The 21271-nt window shown below is 66.9% G+C and carries 18 protein-coding genes; 12 read left to right on the top strand and 6 right to left on the bottom strand.

The window, feature by feature from the left end:
* Window positions 1-8: 8 nt before the first annotated feature.
* Together ACVK00_RS27880 and ACVK00_RS27875 are read left to right on the top strand one after the other, a co-directional pair.
* Window positions 9-614, top strand: coding sequence for a TetR/AcrR family transcriptional regulator (locus ACVK00_RS27880; RefSeq protein ID WP_006752458.1), 606 nt, complete (start codon window positions 9-11; stop codon window positions 612-614).
* Window positions 615-849: 235 nt separating this feature from the next.
* Complete coding sequence (locus tag ACVK00_RS27875) at window positions 850-1497, top strand: GNAT family N-acetyltransferase (protein WP_006752459.1); 648 nt, start codon at window positions 850-852, stop codon at window positions 1495-1497.
* Window positions 1498-1568: 71 nt separating this feature from the next.
* Here ACVK00_RS27875 and ACVK00_RS27870 read toward each other — a convergent pair whose 3' ends face one another.
* Window positions 1569-2093, bottom strand: a complete 525-nt coding sequence (locus ACVK00_RS27870) for an Lrp/AsnC family transcriptional regulator (protein ID WP_011655746.1) — start codon at window positions 2091-2093, stop codon at window positions 1569-1571.
* Window positions 2094-2306: 213 nt separating this feature from the next.
* Between ACVK00_RS27870 and hppD the strand changes: the two genes are divergently transcribed.
* Window positions 2307-3404, top strand: a complete 1098-nt coding sequence (hppD, locus tag ACVK00_RS27865; protein ID WP_284898982.1) for a 4-hydroxyphenylpyruvate dioxygenase — start codon at window positions 2307-2309, stop codon at window positions 3402-3404.
* Between the two features lie 114 nt (window positions 3405-3518).
* Here the strand turns inward: hppD and ACVK00_RS27860 are convergent, their stop codons facing one another.
* Window positions 3519-3710: a hypothetical protein gene (locus ACVK00_RS27860; protein WP_228906540.1), complete on the bottom strand. Its 192-nt coding sequence runs from the start codon at window positions 3708-3710 to the stop codon at window positions 3519-3521.
* Window positions 3711-4030: 320 nt separating this feature from the next.
* Between ACVK00_RS27860 and ACVK00_RS27855 the strand changes: the two genes are divergently transcribed.
* The gene (locus ACVK00_RS27855) at window positions 4031-7621 is read left to right on the top strand and encodes an indolepyruvate ferredoxin oxidoreductase family protein (RefSeq protein ID WP_284898985.1); all 3591 of its coding nucleotides are present in this window, start codon (window positions 4031-4033) and stop codon (window positions 7619-7621) included.
* Between the two features lie 137 nt (window positions 7622-7758).
* Here ACVK00_RS27855 and ACVK00_RS27850 read toward each other — a convergent pair whose 3' ends face one another.
* Window positions 7759-10029 carry an NADP-dependent malic enzyme gene (locus ACVK00_RS27850; protein ID WP_006752464.1) on the bottom strand — a complete coding sequence of 757 codons (2271 nt, stop codon included), beginning with the start codon at window positions 10027-10029 and terminating at the stop codon, window positions 7759-7761.
* 459 nt (window positions 10030-10488) lie between these two features.
* On the opposite strand from ACVK00_RS27850, the gene ACVK00_RS27845 reads away from it, so the two are divergent.
* Together ACVK00_RS27845 and ACVK00_RS27840 are read left to right on the top strand one after the other, a co-directional pair.
* Window positions 10489-11175 (top strand): orotate phosphoribosyltransferase, encoded by a 687-nt coding sequence (locus tag ACVK00_RS27845; RefSeq protein ID WP_006752465.1) that lies wholly within the window; start codon window positions 10489-10491, stop codon window positions 11173-11175.
* Between the two features lie 239 nt (window positions 11176-11414).
* On the top strand, window positions 11415-12017 hold the full coding sequence (locus ACVK00_RS27840; protein ID WP_284898993.1) for a YbhB/YbcL family Raf kinase inhibitor-like protein: 603 nt from the start codon (window positions 11415-11417) through the stop codon (window positions 12015-12017).
* Window positions 12018-12100: 83 nt separating this feature from the next.
* Here the strand turns inward: ACVK00_RS27840 and ACVK00_RS27835 are convergent, their stop codons facing one another.
* Entirely contained in the window at window positions 12101-12241 is a 141-nt protein-coding gene (locus ACVK00_RS27835) for a hypothetical protein (RefSeq protein ID WP_354122896.1), read from the bottom strand.
* On the opposite strand from ACVK00_RS27835, the gene ACVK00_RS27830 reads away from it, so the two are divergent.
* The 5 genes from ACVK00_RS27830 to ACVK00_RS27810 all read left to right on the top strand — a co-directional run bounded on the left by ACVK00_RS27830 (window position 12231) and on the right by ACVK00_RS27810 (window position 18050).
* A complete protein-coding gene (locus ACVK00_RS27830) occupies window positions 12231-12803 on the top strand; it encodes a flavodoxin family protein (RefSeq protein ID WP_175723782.1) in 573 nt (190 codons plus the stop codon). The two genes, ACVK00_RS27835 and ACVK00_RS27830, sit on opposite strands and share 11 nt — an antisense overlap.
* A 186-nt stretch (window positions 12804-12989) precedes the next feature.
* Window positions 12990-13940 carry an N-acetyl-gamma-glutamyl-phosphate reductase gene (gene argC / locus ACVK00_RS27825; RefSeq protein WP_228906532.1) on the top strand — a complete coding sequence of 317 codons (951 nt, stop codon included), beginning with the start codon at window positions 12990-12992 and terminating at the stop codon, window positions 13938-13940.
* A 429-nt stretch (window positions 13941-14369) separates the two neighbouring features.
* Window positions 14370-15803: a DUF2957 domain-containing protein gene (locus tag ACVK00_RS27820; RefSeq protein WP_284898997.1), complete on the top strand. Its 1434-nt coding sequence runs from the start codon at window positions 14370-14372 to the stop codon at window positions 15801-15803.
* Window positions 15804-15958: 155 nt separating this feature from the next.
* Window positions 15959-17200 (top strand): DUF2957 domain-containing protein, encoded by a 1242-nt coding sequence (locus ACVK00_RS27815; RefSeq protein ID WP_006752471.1) that lies wholly within the window; start codon window positions 15959-15961, stop codon window positions 17198-17200.
* A gap of 16 nt (window positions 17201-17216) precedes the next feature.
* Window positions 17217-18050 carry an OmpW/AlkL family protein gene (locus ACVK00_RS27810; RefSeq protein WP_166726418.1) on the top strand — a complete coding sequence of 278 codons (834 nt, stop codon included), beginning with the start codon at window positions 17217-17219 and terminating at the stop codon, window positions 18048-18050.
* A gap of 204 nt (window positions 18051-18254) precedes the next feature.
* Here ACVK00_RS27810 and ACVK00_RS27805 read toward each other — a convergent pair whose 3' ends face one another.
* Complete coding sequence (locus ACVK00_RS27805; RefSeq protein WP_284898999.1) at window positions 18255-19175, bottom strand: LysR family transcriptional regulator; 921 nt, start codon at window positions 19173-19175, stop codon at window positions 18255-18257.
* A gap of 97 nt (window positions 19176-19272) precedes the next feature.
* On the opposite strand from ACVK00_RS27805, the gene ACVK00_RS27800 reads away from it, so the two are divergent.
* Window positions 19273-20550, top strand: coding sequence for an MFS transporter (locus ACVK00_RS27800; protein WP_284899001.1), 1278 nt, complete (start codon window positions 19273-19275; stop codon window positions 20548-20550).
* A gap of 72 nt (window positions 20551-20622) precedes the next feature.
* On the opposite strand, the gene ACVK00_RS27795 is transcribed toward ACVK00_RS27800, so the two are convergent.
* A complete protein-coding gene (locus ACVK00_RS27795) occupies window positions 20623-21258 on the bottom strand; it encodes a LysE family translocator (protein WP_284899002.1) in 636 nt (211 codons plus the stop codon).
* Window positions 21259-21271: the final 13 nt, after the last annotated feature.

Genomic DNA, 21271 nt, shown 5'->3' with positions numbered 1-21271 from the left:
ATTCGACCATGGCCCGTACCCGAGCGCCCGACCACGAATCCCAGCGCGAGCAGATCCTCGATCTCGCCGCCGAGAAATTCGCGCAAACGAGCTATCCGAGCACGTCGATGTCCGATCTCGCGACCGCGAGCGGCACGTCGAAGGCACGTCTCTATCACTATTACGAGAGCAAGGAAGCGATCCTGTTCGACCTGCTCGACCGCTACACGAAACGGTTGATGCTGATCATCGCCGAGGTCGAAGGCGCCAGCCAGCGGCGCGGCCTCAGCGAGCGCGACGCGTTCGCCGAACTGGTGCGGGCGTTCCTCGCCGAGTACGAGACGTCGCACAGCCGCCACGTCGCGCTGCTCAACGACGTGAAGTATCTGGAGGATGCGCAGCGCGAAATCGTGCTGGACCGCCAGCGCGACATCGTCGCGGCATTCGCGCGCCAGCTCGCGCGCGCCTATCCGGACCGGATCTCCAAGGAAAACCAGACGTCGGTCACGATGATGGTGTTCGGGATGATCAACTGGACGTTCACGTGGCTCAAGCCGGGCGGCCGCCTCGGCTACCGCGACTTCGCCGAACAGGTGATCGACCTGATGGAGCGCGGGCTGTCGTCTGGCGCCTGATTGCCGCGCGGCAGCATGCGTTGCGCAGCGGGTACACTGCGACAGGCCGCCGTGCATTTCATATGATGAATTTTTAATCCGTTATAAATCAAACAGATAGCAAATGAACTAAGCGGATTTAGAATTTCCCCTCAGCACAAATAACGTCAAATACGGGTTTTCCCCAACCCCGCTCGGGTAAAATGCTGTTGCATCGCACAACACACTTGTGCAGCACCACACTGAGGAACCCACGATGAACACGCAACTCAACCGCCGTGCCGATGCCGTCGGCGACGCCGGTACTGCGCCGGTTCTCGTCAGGGAACTGGCTTCCAAAGACCGTGAGCGAATGCTCACCCACTTTCTCTCGCTCGACGAAGAGGACCGCCTGCTGCGCTTCGGCCAGATGGTGCCCGACCACGTGATCGAGAACTATGTCCGGACGATCGACTTCGGCCGCGACACCGTGTTCGGCGTGTTCGACCATGCGCTCGAACTGATCGGCGTCGGCCACCTGGCGTACCTGCCGGCCGAAGGCGACAAGCGCACGGCCGAATTCGGCGTGTCGGTGCTCGAAAGCGCCCGCGGCCGCGGCGTCGGCTCGAAGCTGTTCGAGCGCGCGGCGATCCGCAGCCGCAACACCCGCGTGACGATGCTGTACATGCATTGCCTGTCGCGCAACGCGACGATGATGCACATCGCGAAGAAGTCCGGGATGCGGATCGAATACGCATACGGCGAAGCCGATGCGTACCTGTCGCTGCCGCCGGCCGACCACTCGACGATCCTCGCCGAGATGCTGCAGGAACAGGCCGCGGTGTTCGACTATGCGCTGAAGCGCCAGACGCACCGCACGTCGAAGTTCATCGAATCGCTGATGCCCGCCGCGCTGACGGCGTGACATCGGCCGACCGGGCTACCCCGCGGGGCGCCCGGCCTTCTTTTCTTGCCCCCTTCTCCCGGCGCCGCGCGCTAGCGCACTGACCGGATCGGCAACGCCGTCGTCTCCTTGAAGCACTCGAGCGAGAAGCTCGTCTTCACATCGATCACCGACGGGTGGTGCAGCAAATGCTCCTGCACGAAGCGGGAGAAGTGCGCCATGTCCTCGACCTGCACGCGCAGCAGGTAATCCATGTCGCCCGTCATCGCATGGCACGCGACCACTTCCGGCCAGGTCTGCACAGCCGCGCGGAACAGTTCCGCGTGGGTCGCGCCCGCGCGCGCCGACGTCTCGTCGGCACGGACCGGCGCCAGGCCGCCGCGCTTCTCGAGCCGCACGCTCACGTAGGCGAGCAGGTCTAGCCCGAGCTTCTGCGGATCGAGCAGCGCGACGTAGCCGGTGATCACGCCGATCTCCTCGAGCCGTCGGATCCGCCGCAGGCACGGACTCGGCGACAGGTTCACGCGCTCGGCGATCTCCTGGTTCGACAGGCGGCCGTTCTCCTGAAGAATCGCGAGAATCCGCCGGTCGATGGCATCCAATTCGGCTTGCGCCATTTTCTGCCCTCCGATGATTGTTTCGAGACTTGAAATTGCGCCATCGTAGGCACGGACAATCAAGTTCGCAAGTTTACGCTCCCCCCTGCCCGCTACACTCTGTCGCATGGAGCGATGCGTTGCGCGCGCCGCGGCACGCATCACCTTCGACATGAAACCGGCCGGGCTGCCCACCTCACCCCGGCCGCTCGCTCAGCACACAGGAGACACGGCATGCAGATCCCCAACTGGGAGAATCCCGTCGGCACCGACGGCTTCGAATTCATCGAATACACCGCACCGGATCCGAAAGCGCTCGGACAGCTGTTCGAGCGGATGGGTTTCACCGCGATCGCACGCCATCGCCACAAGGACGTGACGGTCTACCGCCAGGGCGACATCAACTTCATCATCAACGCCGAACCCGACTCGTTCGCACAACGCTTCGCGCGCCTGCACGGCCCGTCGATCTGCGCGATCGCGTTTCGCGTGCAGGACGCCGCGAAGGCGTACCAGCACGCGCTCGACCTCGGCGCGTGGGGCTTCGACAACAAGACGGGCCCGATGGAGCTGAACATCCCGGCGATCAAGGGCATCGGCGATTCGCTGATCTATTTCGTCGACCGCTGGCGCGGCAAGAACGGCGCGCAGCCCGGTGCCATCGGCGACATCAGCATCTATGACGTCGACTTCGAGCCGATCGCCGGCGCGAACCCGAATCCGGCCGGCCACGGCCTCACCTACATCGACCACCTGACGCACAACGTGCATCGCGGCCGCATGCAGGAATGGGCCGAGTTCTACGAGCGCCTGTTCAACTTCCGCGAAGTGCGCTACTTCGACATCGAAGGCAAGGTGACGGGCGTGAAGTCGAAGGCGATGACGTCGCCGTGCGGCAAGATCCGGATCCCGATCAACGAGGAAGGCTCGGACACGGCCGGCCAGATCCAGGAATACCTCGACGCGTATCACGGCGAAGGCATCCAGCACATCGCGCTCGGCACGAACGACATCTACGGCGCGGTCGACGGCCTGCGCGCCAAGGAAGTGAAGCTGCTCGACACGATCGACACGTATTACGAGCTGGTCGACCGCCGCGTGCCGAACCACGGCGAATCGCTCGACGAGCTGAAGAAGCGCAAGATCCTGATCGACGGGGCCCGCGACGACCTGCTGCTGCAGATCTTCACCGAGAACCAGATCGGCCCGATCTTCTTCGAGATCATCCAGCGCAAGGGCAACCAGGGCTTCGGCGAAGGCAACTTCAAGGCGCTGTTCGAATCGATCGAGCTCGACCAGATCCGCCGCGGCGTGGTCCAGGACAAGGCCTGACGCGGACAGCCGCGCGCACATCGGCGGCACAAGAAAAAAGGGCGGGAATCTTGCGATTCCCGCCCTTTTGTCGTTCTGCGCGTTTCGGCGCGGCCCGGCGGCCGCGCGAACGGATCAACGCACGCTCGCCTTCGCTGCGATGACGCGCTCGGCCGCCTGCGCTGCGGCGTCCTGCGCCGGCGCGATCTGACGCATCTGCGCGCCGGCTGCCGCCAGTGCGCTCGCGCCTCGCGCGTGCACCGGGCCGGTCATCGCGAAAAACGCCGCGGACACGATCAGGAAACTCTGGATATGACGTGTATTCATTGCACCTCCTTAAAAACTGCCGGCGCCTCCCCGGTTGCGTCGAAACGGGCCGACGCGGCCGGGCACCTCCGGCAGGCCGACAAGATTAACGGCATTTGTACGAAGATGGGGCCGGCTTTACATGCTTTTACATGATGTAACGCATTGCGGCGCGCCGTTTCGTCGACGCGGCGCGGCACGCCGGCCGATGGGCGACGGGTTTATCCCAGTGCTACCATCGCTTAAAACCGGCCAATATGCCGGCCACTGCCGAGACGTTCACAAGACGTCGACGCAAATGAAGCTTTGGTGATCCCAAACTGGGTGGAGGAGACTGTTCAATGAATGCCCCGCTAGACGCAGACCAACGCGCTTCGCTTGAAGCTGCGCTGAAGTCCGTCACGCTCGACGACAAATACACGCTCGAACGCGGCCGCGCGTACATGAGCGGCATCCAGGCGCTCGTGCGCCTGCCGATGCTCCAGCAGGAACGCGACCGCGCCGCCGGCCTCAACACGGCCGGCTTCATCTCCGGTTATCGCGGTTCGCCGCTCGGCGGCCTCGACCTCTCGCTGTGGAAGGCCAAGCAGCACCTCGCCTCCCACCAGATCGTCTTCCAGCCCGGTCTCAACGAAGATCTCGCCGCCACCGCCGTGTGGGGCTCGCAGCAGGTGAACCTGTACCCCGGCGCGAAACACGACGGCGTGTTCGGCATGTGGTACGGCAAGGGCCCCGGCGTCGACCGCACCGGCGACGTGTTCAAGCACGCGAACTCGGCCGGCTCGTCGCGGCACGGCGGCGTGCTGGTGCTCGCCGGCGACGACCACGCGGCGAAATCGTCGACGCTCGCGCACCAGTCCGAACACATCTTCAAGGCCTGCGGGCTGCCGGTGCTGTTCCCGTCCAACGTGCAGGAATATCTCGACTTCGGCCTGCACGGCTGGGCGATGAGCCGCTACTCGGGCCTGTGGGTCGCGCTCAAGTGCGTGACGGACGTGGTCGAATCGTCGGCGTCGGTCGACATCGACCCGCATCGCACCGAGATCGTGCTGCCGACCGACTTCATCCTGCCGGAAGGCGGCCTGAACATCCGCTGGCCCGACCCGCCGCTCGTGCAGGAAGCGCGGCTGCTGGACTACAAGTGGTACGCGGCGCTCGCCTATGTGCGCGCGAACAAGCTGGACCGGATCGAGATCGACTCGCCAACCGCGCGCTTCGGGATCATGACGGGCGGCAAGGCGTACCTCGACGTGCGCCAGGCGCTGAGCGACCTCGGCCTCGACGACGAAACCTGCGCCCGGATCGGCATCCGCCTCTACAAGGTCGGCTGCGTGTGGCCGCTCGAAGCGCAAGGCGCGCAGGCATTCGCGCGCGGCCTCGACGAAATCCTCGTCGTCGAGGAAAAGCGCCAGATCCTCGAGTACGCGATCAAGGAAGAGCTGTACAACTGGCCCGATGCGCAGCGCCCGCGCGTATTCGGCAAGTTCGACGAGAAGGACGGCGCCGGCGGCGAATGGTCGGTGCCGATGGGCAACTGGCTGCTGCCCGCGCACTACGAACTGTCGCCCGCGATCATCGCGAAGGCGATCGCGACGCGCCTCGAGAAGTTCGAGCTGCCGTCCGACGTGCGCGCGCGCATCGCCGCGCGGCTCGCGGTGATCAACGCGAAGGAAATGGCGCTCGCGAAGCCGCACGTGCAGACCGAGCGCAAGCCGTGGTTCTGCTCGGGCTGCCCGCACAACACGTCGACCAACGTGCCGGAAGGCTCGCGCGCGATCGCCGGGATCGGCTGCCACTACATGACGGTGTGGATGGACCGCAGCACGAGCACCTTCAGCCAGATGGGCGGCGAAGGCGTGCCGTGGATCGGCCAGGCGCCGTTCACCGACGAAAAGCACGTGTTCGCGAACCTCGGAGACGGCACCTATTTCCACTCGGGCCTGCTGGCGGTGCGCGCGGCGATCTCGTCGAAGGCGAACATCACCTACAAGATCCTCTACAACGACGCAGTCGCAATGACGGGCGGCCAGCCGGTCGACGGCGTGCTGACGGTGCCGCAGATCACGCACCAGCTCGCGTCCGAAGGCGCGAAGAAGATCGTGATCGTCACCGACGAGCCGGAAAAGTACGACGGCCAGAAGGCGCTGCTCGCGCCGGGCGTGACGATCCATCACCGCGACCAGCTCGACGACGTGCAGCGCGAGCTGCGCGAGATCGCCGGCACGACGATCCTGATTTACGACCAGACCTGCGCGACCGAGAAGCGCCGCCGCCGCAAGCGCGGCACGTATCCGGATCCGGCGAAGCGCGTCGTGATCAACGACGCGGTGTGCGAAGGCTGCGGCGACTGCTCGGTGCAGTCGAACTGCCTGTCGGTCGAGCCGCTCGAAACCGAATTCGGCACGAAGCGCCAGATCAACCAGTCGAGCTGCAACAAGGACTTCTCGTGCTTGAAGGGCTTCTGCCCGAGCTTCGTCACGGTCGAGGGCGGCCAGCTGAAGAAGCCGAAGGCCGTGTCGGTCGACGGCGGCGCGCTGCCGCCGATTCCGGAGCCGACGCTGCCGGCGATCGATCGTGCCTACGGCGTGCTCGTCACGGGCGTCGGCGGCACGGGCGTCGTCACGATCGGCGCGCTGCTCGGCATGGCCGCGCACCTGGAGAACAAGGGCGTGACCGTGCTCGACGTCACGGGCCTCGCGCAGAAGGGCGGCGCCGTGATGAGCCACGTGCAGATTTCGCACGCGCCGACCGACATCCACGCGACGCGAATCGCGATGGGCGAAGCCGACCTCGTGATCGGCTGCGACGCGATCGTCACGGCCGGCGACGAATGCACGTCGCGGATGCGGCACGACACGACGCGCGTGGTCGTCAACAGCGCGCAGACGCCGACCGCCGAGTTCATCAAGAACCCGAACTGGGCGTTCCCGGGCGTGTCCGCCGAAAACGACATCCGCGCGGCGGCAGGCACGGCCGTCGACTTCATCGACGCGAACCGCTTCGCGGTCGCGCTGCTCGGCGACGCGATCTACACGAACCCGTTCGTGCTCGGCTACGCGTGGCAGAAAGGCTGGCTGCCGCTCACGCTCGCATCGCTCGAACGCGCGATCGAGCTGAACGCGGTGTCGGTCGAGAAGAACCGGGCGGCGTTCGACTGGGGTCGCCGCGCCGCGCACGACCTCGCGAGCGTGAAGCAGGCCGCGGCCGGCGACGCGCGCCCCGTGCAGGGCGCGACGGTGATCGCGCTGCACACGAAGAAGGCGGTCGACGCCTTGATCGCGAAGCGCGTGGAAGTCCTCACCGCGTACCAGAACGCCGCGTACGCATCGCGCTATGCAGCCTTCGTCGACAGGGTGCGGGCGGCCGAACGCACGCTGGCGGACGGCGACGCCGTGCAGGAGCCGCTGACCGAAGCGGTCGCACGCAATCTGTTCAAGCTGATGGCGTACAAGGACGAGTACGAGGTCGCGCGGCTGCAGTCCGATCCTGCGTTCCTCGCGCGCCTGTCGTCGCAGTTCGAAGGCGACTGGAAGCTGAAATTCCACCTCGCGCCGCCGCTGTTCGCGAAGACGGATGCACACGGCCATCTCGTGAAGAAGGCGTACGGCCCGTGGATGATGTCCGCGTTCCGGCTGCTCGCGAAGGCGAAGTTTCTGCGCGGCACGGGGCTCGACCCGTTCGGCCGCACCGAGGAGCGCCGCACCGAGCGCGCACTGATCGGCGAGTACGAAGCGCTGATCGGCGAAGTGCTCGACAAGCTGAACGCGGCCAACCGCCCGCTCGCGCTCGAGCTCGCGGCGCTGCCGGACGGCATTCGCGGCTACGGCCACGTGAAGGAGAACAACCTGCGCGCGGTGCGCCAGAAGTGGAACACGCTGCTCGCGCAGTGGCGTTCGCCGACGGCCGGGCAGACGAGCCAGCAGGTCGCGTAACGGTACGCGGCGGGCGTTCGCGGTCGGGACGCCCGCCCCGTGCGGCACGCAGGACACAAAAAAAACGCCACGGAACGCGAGTTCCGTGGCGTTTTTCATGGTGCCGCGCGTGATGCGCGGCCCACGCGGGCGCGAACTTACTTCGTGTTCGCGTTCGCGGCGGCAACCGCCGTCATGTTGATGATCCGGCGCACGGTCGCGGCCGGCGTCAGGATGTGGACCGGCTTCGCCGCGCCGAGCAGGAACGGGCCGACCGTCACGCCTTCGCCGCCGACCATCTTCAGCAGGTTGTACGCGATGTTCGCCGCTTCGACGTTCGGCATGATCAGCAGGTTCGCTTCGCCCGACAGCGTCGTGCCCGGGAACGCGGCCTTGCGGACCGCTTCGGACAGCGCCGCGTCGCCGTGCATTTCACCGTCGACTTCGAGGTTCGGTGCGCGCTCGCTGATCAGCTTGCGGGCTTCCGCCATCCGGCGCGACGACGACGACGGCGCGCTGCCGAAGTTCGAGTTCGACAGCAGCGCGGCCTTCGGCGTGATGCCGAAGCGCTCGATCTCGGCGGCAGCCTGGATCGTCATGTCGGCGAGCTGTTCCGCGCTCGGCACTTCGTTCACGTACGTGTCGCACATGAACAGGTTGCGGCCCGGCAGCATCAGCAGGTTCATCGCCGCGTAGTGCTCGGCGCCGTTCGCACGGCCCAGCACCTGCTCGATGAACTTCAGGTGCGTGTGGTACGTGTCGATCATCCCGCAGATCATCCCGTCCGCATCGCCCAGATGCACGAGCATCGCGCCGATCAGCGTGTTGAACTTGCGCAGCGCGGCCTTCGCGACTTCCGGCGTGACGCCGTCGCGCGCGCCGATCTCGTGGTACGCCTGCCAGTAGCGGTGATAGCGCGTGTCGTCTTCCGGATTCACGATCTCGAAATCGACGCCGGCCTTCAGCTTCGAGCCGATCTTCTGCAGGCGCATCTCGACGACCGACGGACGGCCGATGATGATCGGCTTCGCGATCTTTTCCAGCAGCACGAACTGCGCGGCGCGCAGCACGCGCTCGTCCTCGCCCTCGGCGAACACGATGCGGGCCTGCTTCTGCTTCGCCGTCGCGAACACCGGGCGCATCACCATGCCGGTGCGGTAGACGGTCGCGCCGAGCTGCTCGCGGTACGCGTCCATGTCCTGGATCGGGCGCGTGGCGACGCCCGAATCCATCGCGGCTTGCGCGACGGCCGGCGCGATCTTGATGATCAGGCGCGGGTCGAACGGCTTCGGAATCAGGTATTCCGGCCCGAATTCGAGCGAGTGGCCTTCATACGCCTTCGCGACTTCCTCGCTCTGCTCGGTTTCCTGGGCCAGTTCGGCGATCGCGCGCACGCACGCGAGCTTCATTTCTTCCGTGATCGTCGTCGCACCGACGTCGAGCGCGCCGCGGAAGATGAACGGGAAGCACAGCACGTTGTTGACCTGGTTCGGGTAGTCCGAACGGCCGGTCGCGACGATTGCGTCCGGGCGCACCGCCTTCGCGTCTTCCGGGCGGATTTCCGGTTCCGGGTTCGCGAGTGCCAGGATCAGCGGCCGGTCGCCCATCGTCTTGACCATGTCCTGCTTCAGCACGCCCGCGCTCGAGCAGCCGAGGAACACGTCCGCGCCGACGATCGCGTCGGCGAGCGTGCGCGCGTCGGTGGTCGCCGCATAGCGCTGCTTCGACGGATCGAGGTTGCCGCGCCCTTCGTAGATCACGCCCTTCGAATCGGCAACGAGGATGTTCGACTTCGTCAGGCCGAGGTTCACCAGCAGGTCCAGACATGCGATCGCTGCCGCGCCCGCGCCCGAGCACACGAGCTTCACTTCGGCGAGCTTCTTGCCGACGACCTTCAGGCCGTTCAGGATCGCGGCCGACGCGATGATCGCGGTGCCGTGCTGGTCATCGTGGAAGACCGGGATCTTCATGCGCTCGCGCAGCTTCTGCTCGATGTAGAAGCATTCCGGCGCCTTGATGTCCTCGAGGTTGATGCCGCCGAGCGTCGGCTCGAGCATCGCGATCGCCTCGACGAGCTTGTCGGGGTCGGACTCCGACAATTCGATGTCGAACACGTCGATGCCCGCGAATTTCTTGAACAGGCAGCCCTTGCCTTCCATCACCGGCTTTGCAGCGAGCGGGCCGATGTTGCCGAGGCCGAGCACGGCGGTGCCGTTCGTGATGACGCCGACGAGGTTGCCGCGCGACGTGTACTTCTGCGCGTCGAGCGGATCGGCGTGGATCGCTTCGCACGCAGCGGCGACGCCCGGCGAATAGGCAAGCGACAGATCGAGCTGGTTCGACAGCGGCTTGGTCGGGGTGACCGAAATCTTGCCGGGTTTCGGGTTCAGGTGATAAGCGAGTGCGGCCTGCTTCAGTTGTTCGTCCATGATTGACCTGCGAGAGACATGCGAAATTTTGACGGTTCAGTACACAGCACCTTGAGCCGCGTCTGCCGGGATCGAGGGGATAGTCGACTGCGAGACGGCTCGCGACGCGCCGGGTCGGCACGCCACCGAACCTTGGCGGGTGGGCAAGAGGAAGTACAAAGTACTGAACGATTTCTAAGGGTCGCCTAGTGTACACCCCCTAAATGACCTCTGTTGGTGCACCGCGGCATCCCTGGCATCAGCATTAGGATGATCGCGCCCCGTTTGTTTCGCCGGTGGCGAGCGGCGCGTCGAACCTGCGCGAGTTCGCCGAAAACCGGCCTGAATCGGGTAAAATAGCCGGCTACGCGCGCAGCGATGCGATCGGCCCGCCGATCGCACCCCGGCCCCTCCGGCAGGTTCCCCTTGCTGCGCCACCGGGCCCGCGCCCGCTCTTCGCTCATCACCCAAGGAATGCCCATGACAGGCTACGATCGTCAGTCGATCTCGGATACGACCGCCAAAATCCTGCTCGAAGTGCAGGCGGTGCACTTCAACGCCGAAAAACCGTTCATCTTCACGTCCGGCTGGGCAAGCCCCGTCTACATCGACTGCCGCAAGCTGATCTCGTATCCGCGCGTGCGTCGTGCGCTGATGGAAATGGCGGAAACGACGATCATGCGCGACGTCGGCTTCGAGCAGATCGACTCGGTGGCGGGCGGCGAGACGGCCGGCATCCCGTTCGCGGCATGGCTCGCGGACCGCATGATGGTGCCGATGCAGTACGTGCGCAAGAAGCCGAAGGGTTTCGGCCGCAACGCGCAGATCGAGGGTCATCTGGAAGAAGGCTCGCGCGTGCTGCTGGTGGAAGACCTGACGACCGACAGCCGCAGCAAGATCAACTTCGTCAACGCGCTGCGCACCGCGGGCGCGACGGTGAACCACTGCTTCGTGCTGTTCCACTACAACATCTTCAAGGAAAGCGTGTCGGTCCTGAAGGACATCGATGTCGACCTGCACGCGCTGGCGACCTGGTGGGACGTGCTGCGCGTCGCGAAGGCATCGGGCTACTTCGAGACCAAGACGCTCGACGAAGTCGAGAAGTTCCTGCACGCGCCGGCCGAGTGGTCGGCCGCGCACGGCGGCGCAACGGCCCCGAAGGAATGACGCCGCGCCGGCACGCACGCCGGCACCCTGGCTGAAAAAACCGCTCGCCTGATCGCGAGCGGTTTTTTTTCGCCCGTCGATCCGCATCAGGCCGCTGCCGATTGCGGGCAACGGCATGCATCGCTCATCGAACCCTAATGCTAGACTTGATCCATCGCCGCCATCAGCTGCGCAGGCAACGCACAACGCCAACAATGCCGGGAGCATCGACCCGGTTTACGTGACGGGAGAAGCGCCATATGCGTGTGGATCGCCGGATCACTTCGCCTGCGTGCCCGGGTCGTCCGTCTCCGTTCATCGTCGCCCTTCTCTGCGCTGCCGCGTGCGCCGCGTTCGCCGCCCCGCCCACGCGGGCGGAAAGCCCGTTCACCGTGTCGAGCGACGAGCTGACGCCCGGCGGGCGCGTCGGCGCCGCGAACGTGTTCGACCGCGGCGACTGCAAGGGCGAGAACCGTTCGCCGCAGCTCAGCTGGCGCAATCCACCGCCCGGCACGCGCAGCTACGCGATCACGATCTTCGATCCCGATGCGCCGGGGCACGGCTGGTGGCACTGGGCCGTCGCCGGCATCCCGGCGAGCGTCACGAGCGTGCCGGCCGATGCGAGCGCGTCGGGCTTCCTGCGGCGCATTGGCGCGAGCGAGGCGCGCAATGACTTCGGGGTCGACGGCTACGGCGGCCCGTGCCCGCCGCCCGGCAAGCCCCACCGCTACGTGATCACTATCTATGCGCTGAAGGGCACCGACCTGCGCGTCGCGCAAGGGCGCCCCGCCCCGATGTTCGAGCATGAGATCGGCACGCTGACGATCGGCACCGCCCGACTCACGGTCAATTACGGACAGTAAGCGCTCGCGCGCCGCCGCACGTCCGGCGTCGCGATGGTCCCCGCCTGCGAAATTCGGTGTGTCCGACGCACGCTTTTCTCCCGTCATTTCGGCTTGCTAGACTCGGCTGCACCGAACGCGGCATCCCGCCGCGCATCGGTCGCGCCGCCCAAGCGGCGCGTGTCGCGGCAGGCCACGGCGCCTGCCGTTTCGTCCCCTTCCGGAGAACGCTTCATGTCGAACATCGTCATCGTCTATCACAGCGGCTACGGTCACACGCAGAAACTGGCCGAGGCCGTCCATGCGGGCGCGCAGGATGCCGGCGCCACCGCACGCCTGATCGCCGTCGGCGAACTCGACGACGCAGGCTGGGCCGCGCTCGACGCGGCGGACGCGATCGTCTTCGGCGCGCCGACCTACATGGGCGGCCCGTCCGCGCAGTTCAAGCAATTCGCCGATGCCACGTCGAAACCGTGGTTCACGCAGAAGTGGAAGGACAAGATCGCCGCGGGCTTCACGAACTCCGCGACGATGAACGGCGACAAGTTCTCGACGATTCAGTATTTCGTCACGCTGGCGATGCAACATGGGATGGTGTGGGTCGGCACGGGCATGATGCCGGCCAACTCAAAGGCGGCCACACGCAACGACATCAACTACGTCGGCGGCTTCACGGGCCTGCTCGCGCAGTCGCCGGCGGACGCGACGCCCGACGAGGGCCCGCTGCCCGGCGACCTCGAGACCGCGAAGGCGTTCGGCGCGCGCGTCGCCGACGCGGCGGCCCGCTGGATGGCCGGCGGCCGCTGAACGCGCCCGGGCGCCCGCCCGCTCGCGCCGCCGGTCGCGGGGCGGCGCGGCGCAGGTGCGTGAAAGGGACACAAGACGGCCCGCGGGCCGTCTTTTTTCGCCCCGTGCGGTGCAGGTCCGCCGGATGACGTCTTAAAATGGCGGTTTCAGGGCGCCGCGGCTCCCGTTTCATTCAGTGAGAGCGAAATGAGCACCAAAGTTTTTGTCGACGGCCAGGAAGGTACGACCGGCCTCAAGATCTTCGAATACCTGTCGGCGCGCAACGACATCGAGATCCTGCGCATCGAAGAAGCGAAGCGCAAGGACGTCGACGAGCGCCGCCGCCTGATCAACGCGTCGGACGTCACGTTCCTGTGCCTGCCGGACGTCGCGTCGCGCGAATCGGCATCGCTGGTCGAGAACCCGAACACGACGCTGATCGACGCGAGCACCGCGTTCCGCACGAGCGCCGACTGGGCGTACGGCCTGCCGGAACTGACCCGCGCGCAGCGCGAGAAGATTCGCACGTCGAAGCGCATCGCCGTGCCGGGCTGCCACGCATCGGCCTTCGTGCTCGCGATGCGTCCGCTCGTCGACGCGGGCATCGTCGCGCCGACCTTCGCCGCGCACAGCTACTCGATCACCGGCTACAGCGGCGGCGGCAAGTCGATGATCGCCGAATACGAAAGCGCGGCGCCGGGCGGCAAGCTCGCGAGCCCGCGTCCGTATGCGCTCGCGCTGGCGCACAAGCACCTGCCGGAAATGGCCGCGCACACGGGCCTCGCGCACGCGCCGATCTTCACGCCGATCGTCGGGCCGTTCCTGAAGGGCCTCGCCGTGACGACCTACTTCACGCCCGAACAGCTCGCGAAACGCGCGACGCCGCAGGACGTGCAGCGCGTGTTCGCCGAGTACTACGCGGACGAACCGTTCGTGCGCGTCGCGCCGTTCAACGCGGACGCGAACCTCGACAGCGGCTTCTTCGACGTGCAGGCGAACAACGACACGAACCGTGTCGACCTGTTCGTGTTCGGCAACGAAGAGCGCTTCGTCACGGTCGCGCGCCTCGACAACCTGGGCAAGGGTGCATCGGGCGCCGCGATCCAGTGCATGAACCTGAACATCGGCGCCGCCGAGGACGCGGGCCTCACGCGCTGATCCCGCTTGCACGCGATGCAAAGCCGGCCGCTGGCCGGCTTTTTATTTACCCGCGGCAAGCAATATATAAAATCCGGTTCGCGCATTTACAAATATTTACAAGCTTTCCATTGCGCGATTACCGGTGAATTAATTTCGCCCTCCCTTTCTCCTGTCAATCCCGAATAGGGATAAACCGGATACCCTCGCTTTAAACACTGCCGTTATACGCGGGAAGGCTCCGCGAGCCGACCGTGCGTGGCAATCGCCCAACTTCGGCAGCACTCTACCGCCCTCCACGCGTTTTAATTCTTACTGAAAACCCCATCCTGCAAGGATTCCTAACGCGCGCTTTGTTTCAATCGCCTTTTTTAGACGAGTTCATCAATTGACAGCAAAAATCCGCGCAGCGACATTAGCTCGCACAATTAAACGATTGGAGACAGCGGCATGTCGCACGCCTTATCGAAGGGGGTGGCAACGGCCTTTGCCATCGCACCTTTCCTGATTGCCTGTGGTGGTGGGGACGGTGGCTCGCCCGCGCCGATCAACGCCCCCCAATGTTCCGGATCGAACTGCGGCACGCAAGGGCCGCCGCCGTCGCAGCCCGTCAATGGCTCGCTGTGCCCGGCCGATGCCGACATCGTGAAGAGCACGTACCTCGGCGGCGCCGGTAGCGGCGAGATCGTCAGCGTCAACATCGACGCGGTCGCGATGACCTACACGCTGAAGTGGCTCGAATCGCCGATTCCGCTCGCGACCGGCACGGTCACGCCGACCCGCGCCGGCACCACGATCACCGGCAAGGTCATCCACCCGCCGACCGGCGCGCTGCCGACCGCGGAGCAGACGCGCTGCGCGTTCGTCTTCACGCCGGGTTCGGGCAAGGCGCCGGACGGCTCGACCTATTCGACGGCCGCCGACTTCAACCGTGCGAACCCGCCGATGCTGCTGGTCGGCATGGGTGTCGCGGGCGGCGGCATCCCCGGCGCGACGGTCCAGTACGACGGGCTGACGATCAGCGTGGTCGGCCTCCCGGTCTTCAAGAACGTCGGCCAGGTGCCGAACCGCCACTTCGACTTCTATCCGTTCCTCGGCTTCGCGAACACGACGACCGACCTCACGAAGCTGCCGGGCACGTACAACGCGCTGCTCTACCACCTCGTGCCGTCAGGCAACTACGCGACGAAGGGCACGAATTCGAGCGAGACGTTCGATGCGAACGGCGCGTGTACGTCGACGAGTGCGGGCGGCTGCCAGACGACCGGCGATCCGTGGACCGTCAACACCGCGAACGGCGGCTATCTCGACAGCGCGAAGGCACCGCAGATCCTGCCGCAGACGCAACTGCCGCTGATCGGCGCGACCGGCAAGTCGGCGACCGCGCACATGGTCATCGGCCAGCTCAACGGCGCGACCGTGCCGGTGGTGGTCCGCACGGGCTCCGTGTATCTGGGCACCGACCTCGCGCTGCATACCGACGCGAAGGTCGACGACGAATCGGGCATCGCGGTGCTCGGCGCGGCGAGTGCGATCCAGTCGGGCGCGATCGACGGTGGCTACGCGGGCGCGGATTCGAACTTCAAGTACACGGCCGCACTGATCCGTGGCAGCAACGCGTCGTTCATCAATCCGACCACGCAGGCTGAAGAAGACGGCTTCACGCTCGACTACGGCCAGACGACGGCCGGCCTGCTGAACGCGACGACGAAGCCGCCGAGCGGGGCGAGCTACCCGTCCGCAACAGGCGTGGTGATCGCGACGGGCGGCCTGTACGCGGCCCTGATCCAGGGCACGGTGAACGGCGGCGTCACGCAGACGTCGGCGAACTCGAGCACGTCGTCGACACCGTACTTCGGCGTGGGTGCGCAGATCAGCAAGTAACGATCGGGGACGCGGCGGCGGCCGGTTCGCCGCCGCGGGATGCAGGGAAGGCACGAAGCGACGGCGCCCGGCACGGCGCGGGCAGCACGAGCACAAGCAATAGAAGCGGCCGACAGGGAGCTGGCCGCCGGACAAGACAAATCTGGAGGAGCAACATGAAGCGCAACCTCATTCTGGCGGCGGCCTTTGCCGCCCCCCTTCTTTCCGCCTGCGGCGGCGGCAGCGACAATCCGCCCCCGCTCGTCGAAGACCGGCTCTGCCCCGCGTCGCTCGACTACAGCACCGTCTACACGGGCGGCGCCGGCAGCGGCGAACTGGCCAAGGTGCAGCTCGACACGACCAAGATGACCTGGCAGGTCACCTATGTCGAATCGCCGGTCCCGCGAACGACCGGCACCGTCACGCCGACCCGCGCGGGCACCGTCGACAGCGGCACGCTCACCCAGGAAACGATGCTGCCGACCAACAAGCTCAACCAGTGCGCATTCCGCCTGAACGGCGCGAGCCTCGACTCGTCGCGTCCGGCGCGCATCTTCGTCGGCTTCGGCGTCGCGGGCGGCACGATCCCCGGCAAGGAAATCCAGTTCGGCGGCGTGCTCGGCCAGGCTGCCGTGCCGGACACGAAATTCCCGTACTACCCGTTCATCGGCTTCTCGTCGATCGAAACCGACATCACGAAGGTCGCGGGCACGTACAGCCACGTCGGCTTCGGCGAAGTGCCGTCGCAGAACTTCGCGCCGGCGTCGATCGACGCGAAGGTGACGATCAACGCGGACGGCACGTGGACCAAGTGCGATTCGACCGGCCAGTTCGCCGGCGGCGCGTGCGCGCAGCAGGGCACGAACTTCGTGCAGTCGGCCGACGGCAGCGGCGCGTTCCAGACGAACAACTACGCGAGCCAGCTGAAGCCGACGCTGTCGGCGACGCCGCAGGGCAAGGGCTTCATGATCGTCGGCAAGCTGCGCAACCAGCTGGTGCCGATCCTCGTGCGCACCGGTGTCGCGAACCCGAACCCGACGCCCGACAGCAACGGCGTGCCGGGCCTGACCGCCGACGACGAATCGAGCATCTCGATCCTCGCGCCGCAGACGGCAATCGCGGCCGGCTCGCAGAACGGCGAATACATCGGCGTCGACAGCCGGTTCGACTACCGGACCACCGCGCTGATCAACAACCAGGCCACGCTGCTCGATCCGTTCCAGCCGTCGCAGGCCTCGCTCGCGACCCCGCTCGACCTGGACTACACGCAGAAGGTGCCGGGCACGGTCACGACGATCCATACGGGTTCGGGCAGCACGTCGCCGACCGGCAAGTTCATCTTCACGGGTGGCGTGTTCGGTTTCCTCGACAACGCGGGTTCGACGCCGTATTTCACGATCGGCGCGTTCGTCCAGTAAGCGGAGGCAAGCCGTGATGAAGAAGACCCTTCTCTGCGCGGCGGCCGGTGCCGCCGCCCTGGCGCCGCTCGCGGCGCACGCGCAGAGCGCCGGCAGCAACGTCGTCACGCTGGGCTGGTTCCACGTGATGCCGCAGCAGAGCAGCACGCCGATGACGACCAACGTCGCGCCGACGCCGATCAACACGCCGCTGCGGCTGCCGCCGTCGTTCACGTCGCAGGGCACCGGGCTGCGCACGAGCGGCGCGGATACCGTCGGCCTGACGGTCAGTCACTTCCTGACCGACCATATCGCGGTCACGTCGGTGGCCGGCGTACCGCCGGTGTTCAAGGTATCGGGCCAGGGGACGATCCGCCCGCCCGGCCCTGCCGGCGCGCTCGGCACGCAGAACATCGGGCTCGGGTCGGTGAACCCGATCGTGAAGAGCGTGCGGCAGTGGAGCCCGGCAGTGATCCTGCAGTACTACTTCGCACAGGCGAACGCGAAGTTCCGGCCGTTCCTCGGCCTCGGCGTGTCGTACAACTGGTTCAGCGACCTGCAGCTCAACACGAACTTCATCAAGCAGACGCAGGACAACCTCGGCGCAATTCTCGCGGCGGGCGCGGGCAAGCCGGGTACGACCTCGGTGGAAGCGAAGGCGTCGTCGTCATGGCAGCCGGTGTTCAACGCAGGCCTGCAGTACAACATCACCGAGCATTTCGGGCTGATCGCGTCGGTGACCTACATCCCGCTGAAGACGACGTCGACGGTGACGATCAAGGCGGCCGACGGCACGGTGCTCTCCGAGTCGAAATCGGACCTGAAGGCCGATCCGATCATCAGCTATGTCGGGATGACCTACAAGTTCTGACGCCGGCGACGGGAAGGGACGAAGGAAGGAACGGATGGCCTGCGGCAAAATCGCGGGCAAAAAAAAGCCCGCCTAAGAGGCGGGCTGAATCCATATCAGAGGAGACATGGAGGAGACAGGTGTAACTATAGCGAATCGATTTCCGCAATGCAACATTTCCGTCGGGAAAATAAGGATTTTCCCTCGAATGCGCACTCTAGATCGTTAGTTCGACTCCGACCCCTTCCTGTTCTCCCTGTCGAGCACGTCTGCCAGCGCGTCGCGCAGCAGCGCAACCGGCCGCGTCAGGCGGCCCGGCAGCGCGCCGTGCACGACCCACACGTTGATCCGCGTCTCCAGCCCCGCCGTTTCCACCACCCTCAACGCATCGCGATGCGCGCTGCGCGCCAGCGCGTTCGGCGGTGCGATGCCGATGCCGGCGCCGCGCGCGACGAGCGACAGCTGCAACTCCGAGCCGAACGCCTCGACCGCGACGTCGAACGGCAGCCCGGCCGCCCCGAGCGCACGGCTCAGCGCCGAGCGCATCCCGCAGCCGTCCTGGCTCAGCACCCACGGGAAACGCGACAGCACGTCGAGCGACAGCGGGCCATCCGGCAGCGGGAAATCGCGCGCGGCGACGAGCACCGTCGGCTGCGTGCCGAGCAGCGTGGCCGTCAGCGCGTCGGGCAGCGCCGCGCCGGCCGGCGCCATCACCGTCGCGACATCAAGCGTGCCGCGCTCGATGCCCTGCACGAGCGCCGGCGACCAGCCGGCCGTCACGCGCAGCGTCAGCCGCGGAAACGCATCGCGCAGCCGGTCGATCGGTTGCTCGAGCGCAAGCTCCGACAGGAACGGCGGCACGCCGATGCGCAGTTCGCCTGACGGCTCGCTGTCCGGCGCGCCGGCCGCCATCAATTCGTCGACCGCGCCCAGCACGTTGCGCGCGAGCGCATAGACGTCGCGCCCGGCGGCGGTCGGCTTCAGCGGCTTGCTCTGACGCTCGAGCAGCGCCATGCCCAGCAGCGTCTCGAGGTTCTGCACGCGCCGCGTGAGGCCCGGCTGCGTCAGATGAAGCTTCGCGGCGGCGGCGACCATCGACCCGCTGTCGACGACCGCGACGAACGCCTGGAGATCACGCGTATTCAAAGCAAACTCGCATAATCATGTTAGACATATTTCAATTGTCGCATAAACATCGACCGCCTACGATGGGGATTCCTTCGATCAACGCCCCAGGTTTCCGATGAACTGTCCTGCCGACTCCCGCCCTGCCGCCGGTCGCCCCGCGCTCGGCGCACCGCCCGCGCTGAGCGCGGGCATGACGCTCTTCTTCGCCGCGACGGTCGGCGTGATCGTGATGGACCTGTTCGCCGCGCAGCCGCTGACCGGCCCGATCAGCGCCGACCTGCGGCTGCCGCCCGGCCTCACGGGCCTCGTCGCGATGCTGCCGCAGCTCGGCTACGCGGCCGGCCTCGTGCTGCTGGTGCCGCTCGTCGACCTGCTCGAGAACCGCCGCCTGATCGTCGCGACGCTCGTCGCATGCGCGGCCGCGCTCGCGCTGCCGGCATTCACGCGGTCCGGCACCGTGTTCCTGCTCGCGACGCTGGCCGCCGGCGCCGCGTCGAGCGTGATCCAGATGCTGGTGCCGATGGCCGCGTCGATGGCGCCCGAAGCGCAGCGCGGGCGCGCGGTCGGCAACGTGATGAGCGGGCTGATGCTCGGCATCCTGCTGTCGCGGCCGCTCGCGAGCCTGATCGCGGGCACGGCCGGCTGGCGCGCGTTCTACGCGCTGGCCGCGCTCGCGAACGCGGCGATCGCGGCGGTGCTCGCGCTGCGCTTGCCGCCGCGCGTGCCGCCGGTGACGGCCAGCTATCGCGCGCTGCTCGCATCGATGGGCCGCCTGCTGGCCGACGAACCGGTGCTGCGCCGGCATGCGCTGTCGGCCGCGCTCGCGATGGCCGCGTTCAGCGCGTTCTGGACCGCCGTCGGGCTGCGGCTCGCGCAGCCGCCGTTCGGCCTCGACCTGCACGGGATCGCGCTGTTCGCATTCGCCGGCGCGAGCGGCGCGATCGTCACGCCGCTGGCCGGCCGCGCCGGCGATCGCGGCCATGGCCCGGCCGCGCAGCGCATCGCGCATGTGACGATGCTCGCGGCGCTCACCGTGCTCGGCGTCGCCGGCGCCGGCTGGTTCGGCTTCGATGCGCACGCGCATCGCGACGCCGCGCTGGCGCTGCTGGCCAGCGGCGCGGCGTTGCTCGATGCAGGCGTGATCGTCGACCAGACGATCGGCCGCAGGGAAATCAATCTGCTGAACCCGGCCGCGCGCGGGCGTCTGAACGGGCTGTTCGTCGGGCTGTTCTTCGTCGGCGGGGCGCTGGGCGCGGCACTCGCGGGCAGCGCGTGGGCGTGGGGCGGGTGGAGTGCCGTGTGCGGCGTGGGCTTCGCGTTCGCGGGCGCGGCCGCCGCGTTCGGCGTGTCGGCCGGGCGCCGCAGCGGCGTCACCGTGCGGCCGCCCGCGTGATGCGGGCCCGGATGTGAAAACGCCCCGCCCTCTGACGAGGTGCGGGGCGTGCGGCGGGCCGCGCGGCCGAAATCAGTGGCGGACCAGCGCCATCATCGCGCCGAAGCCGACGAAGATGCCGCCCGTCAGCCGGTTGAAGACCTTCGCGACGCTCTGGCTCTTCAACGTCGCGCCGATGCGCGTGCCGAACGACGCGTAGACGAGATACCAGCTCACCTCGATCACCGCGAACGTGACGACGAGGATGCCGAATTGCGGCAGCGTCGGCTCGGCGGCGTTGATGAACTGCGGCAGCAGCGCGGCCGCGAACAGGATCGCCTTCGGGTTGCTGCCCGCGACCAGGAAACCATTGCGGAACAGCGTCCAGCGCGATGCCGACGCGCCCTGCGAAACGGCCTCGACGTCGCCGGCCGGCTCGTCGTCGACGCGTGCGCGCCACGCCTTCACGCCGAGATAGATCAGATAGGCCGCGCCCGCCAGGCGCAATCCATCGAACATCGCCGGCCATGCCTCGAGGACCGCCCCGAGCCCCGCCGCGGACACCGCCAGCATCAGCACCAGCGCGCTCAGGCAGCCGGCCATCGTCGCCGACGAGCGGCGCAGCCCGTGCCGCGCGCCATGCGTCATCACGAGCAGCATGTTCGGACCCGGAATCGCCGACACGACGAACACCGTCGCCACGAAAAGCCACCACGTATGCAGGTTCATGACCGCCCCGACC

This window comes from Burkholderia sp. PvR073 (genome assembly GCF_054055695.1).
The sequence above is the reverse complement of the archived record's forward strand: the minus strand, read 5'-3'. Positions and strand labels throughout refer to the sequence as shown.